We start from the raw sequence: 436 nt of genomic DNA on the forward strand, positions 1-436 counted from the left end.
GCACTATTGGCGACCGCATCGACTGCCAGTTCCGGCCAAATCATCGTCGGTCAACGCCTGCGCAAAGGCTCAACCTCCTCAGCCCGGGGTGCTGACAAATTCGTCTCCGACGCTCTGGCCACCACAACCCGGATCAACTCTGGCACTTCGGTGTTGGTGCGCGCTGATTCGGCATACTACTCATCAGGCGTCGTCAAAGCCGCCCACGACGGCGGGGCTCATGTGTCGATCACGGTACGCATGGACAAAAGGGTCAAAGCAGCGATCGGAATGATCAGCGATGACTCCTGGACTGGCATCGAATACCCCGAAGCGATCTACGACGAAGATTCCGGGGCATGGATTTCGAAGGCCGAAGTCGCTGAGATCCCATTCACCGCGTTCACCTCAAAGAAGAAGGCACTGCAAACGACGGGGCGTCTGGTGGTGAGACGCA

Annotated in this window: 1 pseudogene; it reads left to right on the forward strand. The window is 58.5% G+C overall.

The features are described from left to right. Window positions 1-436: pseudogene (locus tag IG178_RS24520) on the forward strand (IS1380 family transposase); the annotation flags it as partial.

The sequence above is a fragment of the Neoluteolibacter marinus genome (assembly GCF_014904755.1).
In the GTDB taxonomy this organism is placed as follows: Bacteria; Verrucomicrobiota; Verrucomicrobiia; order Verrucomicrobiales; family Akkermansiaceae; genus Haloferula; species Haloferula marina.